At 44.0% G+C, this 11767-nt stretch carries 11 protein-coding genes and 1 pseudogene; all 12 read left to right on the top strand.

Going from position 1 to position 11767, the window contains the following annotated elements:
- The first annotated feature begins 12 nt into the window (after nucleotides 1-12).
- Nucleotides 13-1101, top strand: a complete 1089-nt coding sequence (locus tag PGR74_RS13410) for a glycosyltransferase (protein ID WP_270517323.1) — start codon at nucleotides 13-15, stop codon at nucleotides 1099-1101.
- Nucleotides 1102-1128: 27 nt separating this feature from the next.
- A complete protein-coding gene (locus PGR74_RS13405) occupies nucleotides 1129-2301 on the top strand; it encodes a glycosyltransferase family 4 protein (protein ID WP_270517322.1) in 1173 nt (390 codons plus the stop codon).
- Nucleotide 2302: 1 nt separating this feature from the next.
- Nucleotides 2303-3538, top strand: coding sequence for a glycosyltransferase (locus PGR74_RS13400; protein WP_270517321.1), 1236 nt, complete (start codon nucleotides 2303-2305; stop codon nucleotides 3536-3538).
- Nucleotides 3535-4149: an imidazole glycerol phosphate synthase subunit HisH gene (gene hisH, locus PGR74_RS13395; RefSeq protein WP_270517320.1), complete on the top strand. Its 615-nt coding sequence runs from the start codon at nucleotides 3535-3537 to the stop codon at nucleotides 4147-4149. The genes PGR74_RS13400 and hisH overlap by 4 nt, the downstream gene beginning before the upstream one ends.
- Nucleotide 4150: 1 nt before the next feature.
- Nucleotides 4151-4924, top strand: a complete 774-nt coding sequence (locus PGR74_RS13390; RefSeq protein WP_270517319.1) for an AglZ/HisF2 family acetamidino modification protein — start codon at nucleotides 4151-4153, stop codon at nucleotides 4922-4924.
- Nucleotides 4921-6072: an N-acetyl sugar amidotransferase gene (locus tag PGR74_RS13385; protein WP_270517318.1), complete on the top strand. Its 1152-nt coding sequence runs from the start codon at nucleotides 4921-4923 to the stop codon at nucleotides 6070-6072. Before PGR74_RS13390 ends, PGR74_RS13385 begins: the two co-directional genes overlap by 4 nt.
- Nucleotide 6073: 1 nt before the next feature.
- Nucleotides 6074-7090 carry a polysaccharide biosynthesis protein gene (locus PGR74_RS13380; protein WP_270517317.1) on the top strand — a complete coding sequence of 339 codons (1017 nt, stop codon included), beginning with the start codon at nucleotides 6074-6076 and terminating at the stop codon, nucleotides 7088-7090.
- A 21-nt stretch (nucleotides 7091-7111) separates the two neighbouring features.
- Entirely contained in the window at nucleotides 7112-8245 is a 1134-nt protein-coding gene (locus tag PGR74_RS13375) for a polysaccharide biosynthesis C-terminal domain-containing protein (protein WP_270517316.1), read from the top strand.
- 20 nt (nucleotides 8246-8265) lie between these two features.
- Nucleotides 8266-9399 (top strand): non-hydrolyzing UDP-N-acetylglucosamine 2-epimerase, encoded by a 1134-nt coding sequence (gene wecB / locus PGR74_RS13370; protein ID WP_270517315.1) that lies wholly within the window; start codon nucleotides 8266-8268, stop codon nucleotides 9397-9399.
- 6 nt (nucleotides 9400-9405) lie between these two features.
- Nucleotides 9406-10608, top strand: coding sequence for a glycosyltransferase family 4 protein (locus tag PGR74_RS13365; RefSeq protein ID WP_270517314.1), 1203 nt, complete (start codon nucleotides 9406-9408; stop codon nucleotides 10606-10608).
- A 4-nt stretch (nucleotides 10609-10612) separates the two neighbouring features.
- Entirely contained in the window at nucleotides 10613-11593 is a 981-nt protein-coding gene (locus PGR74_RS13360; RefSeq protein ID WP_270517313.1) for an NAD-dependent epimerase/dehydratase family protein, read from the top strand.
- Nucleotides 11594-11662: 69 nt separating this feature from the next.
- Nucleotides 11663-11767, top strand: a pseudogene (locus tag PGR74_RS13355) (UDP-GlcNAc--UDP-phosphate GlcNAc-1-phosphate transferase); the annotation flags it as partial.

Here is an 11767-nt window from a genome sequence, read left to right as displayed (position 1 = left end):
CAGAATATATATATGTCAAAAATTGCGGTTCTATTAATTGGAGATATAGCCCACGACGGACGGGTAAAAAAAGAGATCCGGTCTTTAAAATCACAAGGGCACGAAGTGATCCTGATCTATTCAGCTTCCAGGCAGAAACAGCCGGATGAGAGCCTGGGTATCCGGACTATTTTAATCCCCAAAAACAGCGGAGGAAGCACATTCTCCATACTTTTCAGAAATCTTTTATTTTACAGGAAAGTACGCCGTACATTAAAAAAAATAAAACCGGATTACGTTCACTGCAATGATCTGAACACTTTTGTAATGTCGTTTTTCAGGATAAAGGGGGTTAAATATGTGTATGACGCCCATGAAATGAATATGGGTATTCCGGCATTATTTAAAGAATACATTCTTACCAGGCTGGAAAGCTCTCTGATCCGCCGCGCGCATGCTGTGATTGTGCCCCAGACGGACCGCCTGAATCTGATCCGGATGAAATACAGGGTAGCTCCGGAGAAACTTTTTCTGCTGGAAAATTTTCCGGCCCGGATCACACCGGGCCAAACCGGCTTTTTTACTTCGGAATATGACTTCCGGCCCGAAGGACGCACCGTTCTGTCTTATTCCGGCGTGATGGATGACGACCGGTGCATTAAAGAGTTGATCTGCGCTATGAAATACGTAGACAAGGCAGTTCTATTCCTGATAGGCAACGCCGGTAAAACCTATAAAGAGAGCCTGGAAAAACTTATCCGGCAAGAGAATCTCACCGACCGGATCTATCTGAAACCTCTCGCTCCCCAGGAAAAAGTGCTCTCCATAGCCCAGTCCACCGATATAGGCATCTGTCTGTACAGGCCGACAAGTATTAACAATTATTTTTCCGCAAGTAATAAAATCTATGAATATCTCTCTTCCGGCACCCCTGTTATTGCCTATTGCACGCCGGGATTATTGCGATTAGAGGACCCGCATCTTTTTCTGGTGAATCAGATCCGGCCGGAAGAGATCGCTATGTCCATACGACAGATCCAAAGCCATGCCGGAGAGCAAATGAACCGGACAGAATATGCATGGGAAAACCAGGAACATATTTTACAGGAGATATATAAATAAGATTTAACTGCCGGCTATAAAAAGAGAATGAAGATCGTTCATATCGCACATACATATATTGACAATTATTCCTACCAGGAAAACGAGCTTCCCGAAGCGCAGGCTAAATTAGGAGCGGATGTTACGGTTATTTCCACCCGGGACTATGCGGGATGCTTCAATTATAAAGTTCCCGATCTGTCGGCACTTGAATCATATACTTATACCGTCGGCAGGTGCAGGATCATAAGACTCCCGCTCCGGTACAAAGCAAATTACAGGTTTATTATGTACAGGGGGCTGTACCGTACATTGGTTGCCGAACGGCCCGATCTTATCTATTTTCATGAATTGCCCTATTTCTGTCTCTGGGATATTGTAAAATATATCCGGAAAAACAGGAATTGCAAATTATTTATCGACTATCATTGTGATATACATAACTCCGGGAATAATCTTATATCCCGCCTCATTCTTCACAAAGGTTTATACCGATTTCTTACAAAAGTCACAGATAAATATGTTGGGATAAGATATGCGGTGACCCCCGGAACAGGTAAGTTTATGAAAGAGATGTACGGCATTCCAGACTCCAGAATTAAGCTTTTGCCGCTCGGAGGCGATTGGGACAAGATGAACGTAGCCCGTGCCGGCAGCATCCGGACAGAGATCCGAACCGGATTGAAGATGGGTGAAAAAGATCTGATGATCGTATCGGCCGGAAAAATGAACAGAGAAAAAAATATCCACCTTTTAATTGAAGCCTATAAGAAAACGCATAAACCGGCCCATTCCAAGTTATTGCTTATCGGGAGCATTGAAGATCCGCAATACAGGGATGAATTATCCCGATTGGCCGGTAATGATCCCGACATTATTTTTACAGGCTGGAAAAGTCCCTCCGAAATATATAATTTCTTTATGGCATCTGATTTTGCCTGTTTTCCAGGCAGTCAGTCCGTTCTATGGCAACAGGCGATTTGCTGCGGACTGCCGTTGATCTGCAAATACTGGGACGGTGCGGAATATTTGAATACGGCCGATACCATATTATTTACAAAAGAAGATTCCGCAGATGATCTGCAAAAGTGCATCCGGCAGATGATTTCAAACCCGGAAATGCTGGAAAACATGAGGAACAATGCCAGGACGAAAGGCAAGGAGTATTTCAGCTATGAAAGGATCGCACAATCCGTTATAGAAGATTACAATTCATTGTAGCATGCCAACTCTTTTTCAGATAAGTATTGAAGTAAACTCCGGCTCCGTAGGCCGGATCGCGGAGCAAATAGGGCAAACGGCCATATCGCACGGCTGGAAAAGTTACATTACCTACGCCCGGAATCACCTGCCAAGCAGATCCCAAACCATCAAAATAGGAGCAAAACCCGGCATATATTGGCACGGCATCATGACACGGTTGTTTGACCGCCACTGTCTCCACTCAACCAGGGCTACCCGGAAACTGATCCGGCAAATCGAAGAGATAAAGCCCGATATTATCCAATTGCACCACATTCACGGTTATTTTCTGAATATGAAGGTGCTATTCCGGTATTTATCCTCTATAAATACGCCGGTGGTATGGGTGTTTCATGATTGCTGGGCCTTTACCGGTCACTGCGCCCATTTCGATTATGCAGGATGTTACAAATGGCAAACCCAATGCAGCGACTGCATTCAGAAAAAAGTATATCCGGCAAGCTATATGACAGACAGATCCTATAAAAATTATACCCTTAAGAAAGAGTTATTCAATGCGGTTCCCAACATGACGATCGTTCCTGTTTCAGAATGGCTGGGCAGAATTGTAAAACAGTCTTTTTTACAGAAATATCCGGTAAAAATAATCCAAAACGGCATAGATCTGCATACTTTCTCCCCCCAACCTTTATGCGACACGGAGAATATGATGAAAAAGCTGGGAATCCCCGGGAACGCTCCCATTTTACTCGGGGTAGCCAGTACCTGGGATCAACGCAAAGGATTGGCGGACTTTATCCGGTTGTCGCAGATTATCCCGTCCGACTGGCGCATTGTATTGGTAGGACTGACAAAGAAGCAGTTAAAACTGCTGCCGGCCAATATTACCGGTATGGAGCGAACAGAAAACGTACGGCAGCTGGCTACTCTGTATACGATGTCTACTGTTTTTATCAATCCGACCTGGGAAGATACCTTTCCGACCACCAACCTGGAATCCATGGCATGCGGCACCCCCGTCATAACTTACAATACGGGAGGAAGTGTGGAGTCCGTTTCCGGCGAAACAGGGTATGTGGTGGAAAAAGGGGATATACAGGCGCTTAAGGAGCGTACATCCGATATACTTAAAAATACAAAAGAGAGCTACAAAAACGCCTGCCTGGACCGCGCCGCAGGGCTATATGACAAAAACAACCGTTTTGAAGACTATATTCAATTGTATAATAATCTATTAGGCAGAACAAAAAAATGAATATCGTTATTGTGGACTACGGAATGGGAAATCTGCGGTCCATTCAAAGAAAAATCGACCGGGACGGAAAAACGGCTGTCATTTCCGGTAATTTAAACCAAATAGAAAAAGCGGATAAACTGATCCTCCCCGGCGTAGGCCATTTCGGATCGGCCGTCCGGAAACTCAGGGAATCGGGACTGTGGGATCTGCTGAATTACATGGCGCTGGAGAAACAAACGCCTGTTCTGGGGATATGTTTAGGTCTTCAACTGATGACCCGGAGCAGCGAGGAAGGCGATACGAAAGGGTTCGGATGGTTTGATGCGGATGTCGTCCGTTTTCACGTACAAGATAAATTGAGATACAAAGTCCCGCATATCGGATGGAATGACGTAACTTATAAAAAAGACTCGCCCCTGACCTGCGGAATAGATCCTGCTAAAAAATTTTATTTTGTACATTCTTACCATGTTATATCGCATAACGCGGAAGAGGTGCTAACAACAACCGATTATGAATATCCGTTCGTATCGGCCCTGGCTAAAGAAAATCTCTTTGGCGTACAATTCCACCCGGAAAAAAGTCACGAACACGGAGCGCAGCTTCTGAAAAATTTTTATAATCTGTAATATGTTCAGGCCCCGAATCATACCTACTCTTTTGCTCCAGAACAACGGGTTGGTAAAATCAGAAAAATTTAAAAACCACCGGTATATCGGTGACCCCATCAATGCCGTCAATCTTTTCAATCAATTAAAGGTGGATGAACTATGTTTTCTGGACATTGAGGCTACCAATGAAAAACGGTTAATGGATCTGGACCTGCTCAGACGTATTGCCGATGAAGCCAGTATGCCTTTTGCAGCCGGAGGCGGTATCAGGAGTATAGAAGACATCCGGGATATTATTCATATAGGGGCTGAAAAGGTAATCATTTCCAGCGCCGCCGTTAAAAATCCCGCTTTCATTAAACAGGCGGCGGCCGAGTTCGGCTCCTCTACCTTATCGGTATGCGTGGATGTAAAAAAGAACTTCTTTGGCAAATACAAGATATTCATTCATAACGGAAGAAAACAAGCCGATGCAGACCTGTTATCATTCGTCAGGCAAATGGAAGCGAACGGAGCAGGAGAGATCATTATCAATTCCATTGACGGGGACGGAACCATGCAAGGTTTCGATACGGAGTTAATAAAATCGGTATCCGAAGCCGTAACCATCCCCGTGGTAGCGATGGGAGGCGCAGGCAAAATGGAAGATTTCAGAGATGCCGTAACCTCAGGTTATGCCTCGGCCGTAGCCGCCGGTTCGTTTTTCATTTACAAAGGAGTGCGCAGGGCCGTGCTGATAAACTATCCCGGATCTGAGAATTTTGATAAATTATTTGAACAACAATCATTATGAGAAGAAAAGAGGAGAAAGAATATAGAATTTGCACCAATTGTGTAATGGATACGTCAGATTCATTAATTGAATTTGATGCCAATGGCATGTGCGATCACTGCCATAACTTTTATGAAAATATCAAGCCCATGTGGCATCCGGATCAGAGCGGAATGGAGAAGCTGAAACCGTTGATCGAAAAAATAAAAGCGGAGGGAAAAGGGAAAGAATACGATTGTCTTATAGGATTAAGCGGAGGTCTGGACAGTTCATTTGTGGCCTATTATGCCAAAGAGAAATTCGGATTGCGGCCTTTGTTGCTGCATGTGGATGCCGGCTGGAATACTCCTGTTTCCATTAACAATGTCAGATGTATCGTAGACGGACTGGGACTGGATCTGGAAACATTTGTAGTGGATTGGGAAGAGATGAAAGATCTGCAGCTTGCGTTTCTCAAATCGCAGGTGCCGGATGCAGATACGCCGCAGGATGTCGCCTTCTTCTCCGTCTTATATAATTACGCCTCCAGAAACAATATAAAATATATTTTAACCGGAGGCAACTATTCTACCGAATGTGTACGGGAACCGCTGGAGTGGGGCAGCTATTATGCAACAGATGTCACATTTGTAAAAGATGTTCATAAAAAGTACGGGAAGAAAAAGTTAAAAAGTTTTCCGTTATCGGATATCTTAAAATATAAGATATTCTACCGGTATTTTAAAGGAATCAAAGTGATCAAGCCGCTGGATCTGATGCCTTATTTTAAAGAGACGGCCATCGCCGAACTAAACGAAAAATTCGGATGGCAACCCTATCAGCATAAACATCACGAATCTTATTTCACCCGCTTTTTTGAGACATACTGGCTGCCTGAAAAATTCGGGTATGACAAACGCCGCGCCCATTTTTCCAGTTTGATCCTGACGGGCCAAATGACACGAGACGAGGCGCTGGAAAGATTATCCCGTCCCGAAGTAAGCGACGAAATAATGGAGCAGGACAAGAATTTTATTTGCAGCAAACTCGGAATTTCCAGAGAAGAACTACAAAATATCTTCGAAGGAGAAAACAAGACCTTCCGGGACTATAAAAACAAATTCAGAATCATTACGCTTGGGACGCGTATCATGCAGTTAGTAGGTATTGAAAAACGAAAATTTAAATAAAATGTTCAAAGACAAAACGTTATTAATCACGGGCGGTACAGGCTCATTCGGGAACGCCGTTCTTCGGCGTTTCCTGAACTCGGACATTAAAGAGATACGGATTTTCAGCCGCGATGAAAAAAAGCAGGATGACATGCGTCATGCTTTGCAAAATCCGAAAGTTAAATTTTACATCGGAGACGTACGCGATAAACGATCCGTGGACGGGGCAATGCCCGGCGTAGATTATATCTTCCATGCAGCAGCCCTGAAACAGGTTCCCTCCTGCGAGTTCTTTCCCACACAGGCTGTCCGTACCAATGTGCTCGGTACGGAGAATGTGCTGGACTCGGCCATTGCGCACGGCGTAAAAAACGTAGTGGTACTTTCCACCGATAAAGCGGCCTATCCCATCAATGCAATGGGTATCAGTAAGGCTATGATGGAGAAGGTAGCGATAGCCAAAGGACGGCAATTGGGGAAAAACAGCACTACCACTATCTGTTGCACCCGGTACGGAAATGTCATGGCCAGTCGCGGTTCGGTTATCCCCCTCTGGATAGAGCAGATCAAAAACAAGCACAACATTACCATTACCGATCCGAATATGACCCGTTTTATGATGACCCTCGATGATGCGGTGGATCTGGTGATTTACGCTTTCCAACACGGGGAGAACGGGGATCTGTTCGTACAGAAAGCCCCTGCCGCCACATTGTCGGTATTGGCGGAAGCCTTAAAGCAACTCTACCGGGCAGAGACACAGGTAAAAATCATCGGGACCCGCCACGGCGAGAAACTCTATGAAACCCTGGTTACGCGGGAAGAGATGGCAAAGGCGGAAGATATGGGAGACTATTACCGGATACCTTGCGATACGAGGGACCTGAATTATGATAAGTTCTTTGTAGAGGGAAACGAAAAAGTATCCGGAATAGAAGATTACCATTCGCACAATACGGCCCGTCTGGATGTAGAAGGAATGAAACAACTCCTGTTGAAGCTGGATATGATCCGGGCAGACCTGCAATCGCTGTAATAATTCAAAAAATACTATCCTATGCTAAGAATCGGTATTACAGGGCAGGCCGGCTTTGTAGGAACACATCTTTACAACACATTGGGGTTGTATCCCGATACAATCCGGCGGATTCCCTTTGAAGACAGTTATTTTCAGAACCGACAGCAGCTTCGCTCCTTCGTCAGAGAATGCGATGTGATCGTACACCTGGCCGCGATGAACCGGCACCCGGACCCCCGAGTCATTTACGAGACCAACATCCGGCTGGTAGACCAGCTCATAGAGGCCATGGAGGCGGAAAATGTAACTCCGCATGTTTTATTCTCCTCTTCCACCCAGGAAGAGAGAGAGAATGAATACGGAAAATCCAAACGGGAAGGAAGAGCCTTGCTCGAAAAATGGGCTGAACGCAACGGAGCATCGTTCACGGGAATGGTAGTACCGAACGTATACGGTCCTTTTGGCCGTCCCGGCTACAATTCGTTTATCGCTACCTTCTGTCATAAACTGACACACGGAGAGCAACCCGAAGTACTGGTAGACAGCAATGTCCGCCTGATCTATGTAGACTCACTATGCCAATACATACTCGAAAAGATATTTCAAAAAGCACGACACGATGAACCTGTCGTCGAACGAACAGACATCCCTCATGATTTTGAAAAAAAAGTAACCGACATTCTTACTCTGTTCGAAAATTACAAAACACTCTATTTCGATCAGGGCATCATCCCAGAACTAAAGGACCGGAATGAAGTCAATCTTTTCAACACTTTCCGCTGCTATATAGACCTGCCAGGCCATTTTCCAGTAAAATTAACGCAACATGCCGATCCCCGGGGTATCTTTGTCGAAACGATAAAACTCGGCATTGGCGGTCAAGTTTCATTTTCCACTACCGTACCGGGGATCACCCGGGGAAATCATTTCCATACCCGGAAAATAGAGCGTTTCATAGTAATTAAAGGAAAGGCCAGAATACAACTCCGGAAAATAGGGACACCGGAGGTGCTTGATTTCTACCTGGACGGTCGGGAACCGGCCTATGTGGATATGCCGGTCTGGTATACCCACAACATTACCAATACAGGTACAGAAGAACTGTACACCCAGTTTTGGATAAATGAATGGTATGATCCGGCAGACGGAGATACCTATTTTGAAAAAGTATAATAAAATCATCCATCCATATCATGAAAAAATTAAAGGTTTTAACAGTAGTAGGAACCCGTCCGGAGATCATCCGCCTGGCCTGTGTACTGCAAAAATTAGATAAAAGTCCAGCCATAGAGCATACATTGGTCCATACCGGACAGAACTATGATTACGAATTAAACGAGCTGTTTTTTGAAGACCTGGGACTGCGGAAACCGGATTATTTTCTCAATGCGGCCGGTAAAAATGCAACGGAAACCGCCGGACAGATACTTATCAACATAGATCCGGTGCTGGCCGAAGTAGCTCCGGATGCCTTTCTGGTACTGGGAGATACCAACTCCTGTTTGTGTGCCATAGCCGCCAAGAAAAGACATATCCCGATATTTCATATGGAAGCCGGTAACCGGTGTTTCGACCAACGGGTGCCGGAGGAGAGCAACCGGAAGATCGTAGATCACATTTCCGATATAAACCTTACTTATAGTTCCATCGCCCGGGAATACCTTCTCCGGGAAGGATTGCCGGCAGACAGGGTTATCAAAACCGGAAGCCCCATGTACGAGGTGTTGAACCAGTACCTGCCCAAAATAAAAGCTTCCGGAATTCTGGAAACCCTGCAATTGGAGAAAGGTAAATATTTTGTGGTATCGGCCCACCGCGAGGAAAATATAGCCGATGAAAAGCATTTCTTCAACCTGGTAGAGATCCTGAACAACGTGGCGCAGACCTACGGTTATCCGCTCATCGTCTCTTGCCATCCCCGCACCCGAAAAATGATAGAGAAAAAAGAGGTAACATTCAATCCGTTGGTGAGGCTAATGAAACCTATGAGCCTGAGCGATTACAACCAGCTACAAATCAATTCCTGTGCCGTATTATCGGACAGCGGCACCATCAGCGAGGAGTCATCTATTCTGAATTTCAGGGCGCTGAACATACGGGAAGCACACGAAAGGCCAGAGGCGATGGAAGAAGCAAGCGTGATGATGGTAGGATTGAATCCCGAACGGATAATGCAGGGATTGGCAGAGCTACAAAACCAACACCTGAAGCAACGGAACTTTCGCCCGGTATATGATTACAGCATACCGAACGTATCAGATAAAGTCGTACGGATTATCATTTCTTATACTGATTATGTAAAAAGAGTGGTGTGGAATGAAAAATAAACCAGAATGAAAATCCTTTTAGTCACCCAATATTTTTATCCCGAAAATTTTAAAAGTAATGATATTGCTTTTGAACTGCAACGAAAAGGATATACAGTTACCGTATTAACCGGAATACCTAATTATCCTTCTGGAAAATTTTTCCAAGGATACGGTCTTTTCAAAAAAAGGAAACAAACAATTCAAGGAGTCAGGATCATCCGATCGTGGCTTATCTCACGAGGACATTGCAGTGGATTTCGTTTGGCATTAAATTATTTCAGTTGGGCATTTTTTGCTTCTTGGAAAGCTCTTTGGTTAGGAATCTGGTATAAATATGATGCAATTATCGTACATGAACCCTCTCCGATTACCCAAGGGATACCTGCTATAATCGTAAAAAAAATACAGAAAATACCTTTGTATTTTTGGGTATTGGATCTTTGGCCGGAAAGTTTGATCTCAGCAGGAGGAGTTCATAATAAATTAGTCCTCTCATTTTTTAATGGAATAGTCAAATATGTATACAAAAATGCAGATAAACTCCTGATCAGTTCTAGAAAATTCAAAGATTCCATTATTAAGAAAGGCAATTTTATTGAAAAATTGATCTATTTTCCAAATTGGGCAGAAGATGTATTCAAAAATTCGACCGCTTACCCAATACCTGCATTACCAGATGGATTTAAAGTTATGTTCGCCGGAAATATCGGAGAAGCTCAAGATTTCGAGCATATAATGCAAGCAATCTTATTATTAAAAGAAAAACAGGACATTCAGTTTATTTTTATTGGTGATGGCAGAAAACGTCCCTGGATAGAAGAATTTATTAAAAAGCATAATCTGACAAAAACAGTCCATATCTTAGGCCGGTTTCCATTAGAGGCTATGCCCGCATTTTTTGAACAAGCAGATGCTATGTTGTTGGCACTCAAGGATGAATCGATTTTTAATCTCACAGTCCCGGCAAAACTTCAGGCATATATGGCCGCAGGAAAACCTGTTATCGCCATGCTTAACGGAGAAGGTGCTGAAATCATAAAAGAAGCAGCTTGTGGTTTAGTCGTGAATGCCGGAGATTATACAGACCTTGCCAAAAACATTTTGCTTTTGAAAACTATTCCAACAACTCAAAAAAAGCAAATGGGAGAAAAAGGCAAACAATATTGCTCTCAATACTTTAATAAACAAATATGTATCGATCATCTAATTGAGATATTAAAAATTTGATACGATGAATATACTCATAACCGGCATACATGGTTTCGTCGGATCAAATCTGACTAAATCCTTATCTAAAAAACATTGCATATACGGTTTAGATATAATATCCCCTTCCAAAGAAGGCGTACATACCACTTTCAGTTGGGAAGACATGGACACATACCGGCAACCTTTCACTCCGTACCAACAGGAAACAGCCAAACTACTACATCACATTGACACAATCATCCATCTGGCCGGGAAAGCCCACGATACGAAAAACCGGACGCAGGCACAGGAATATTTCGATATCAACACGGGATTGACCAAGAAAGTTTTCGACTTTTTCCTACAATCCAATGCAAAAAAATTTATTTTTTTCAGTTCCGTAAAAGCGGCGGCGGATTTCGTGGTAGGTGACGTGTTGACTGAAGAAGTGATTCCTACTCCGGTAGGACCCTACGGTGAGAGTAAGATTGCAGCGGAAGAGTATATCCTTTCGAAAAAGGCGCGGTGGGCAAATCGTAAGGAAGTGTATATCTTACGACCTTGTATGATTCACGGACCGGGAAATAAAGGGAACCTGAACCTTTTGTATAAAGTAGTGCAAAAAGGACTGCCCTGGCCGCTGGGGGATTTCGAGAACCGGCGGACATTTACCTCTATCGACAATCTTTGTTATGTGATCGACGGGCTGATCAGTAAGGATATACCTTCCGGTATCTACCATATGGCCGACGATGAGGCACTTTCGACGAATGAACTCATTGCCCTGATGTGCGAAGCAATGGGCAAAAAACCGCGTATCTGGAAAGTCAATAAAGGGTTTATGACGGGATGCGCCCGATTGGGCAGTGTCATTCATCTGCCTTTAAACCTGGAAAGGCTTCAAAAACTGACCGAAACTTACGTGGTGTCGAACGCCAAAATAAAAGCAGCATTGGAGATCGGCCGGATGCCCGTGCGTGCCAGGGATGGACTCGAAAAAACAATCCGGAGCTTTCAGCAATAAACAAGAATTGAGGGATATTTAAAATTCCACAAAATATCCGCTCCAGTACGCTATTTATCTCATTTTAGTATGTATTATCTGCTCGTTTTTATTCTGTTACTATTAACAGAATTGATCTACTTCCGTATAGCGAACCGATTCAATATTATCGATAAACCGAACGAAAGGAGCTCG

It is taken from the genome of Sanguibacteroides sp. AM78-02pH3A, from assembly GCF_027666085.1.
GTDB classification, from domain to species: domain Bacteria; phylum Bacteroidota; class Bacteroidia; order Bacteroidales; family Marinifilaceae; genus Gabonibacter; species Gabonibacter massiliensis.
The sequence above is the reverse complement of the archived record's forward strand: the minus strand, read 5'-3'. Positions and strand labels throughout refer to the sequence as shown.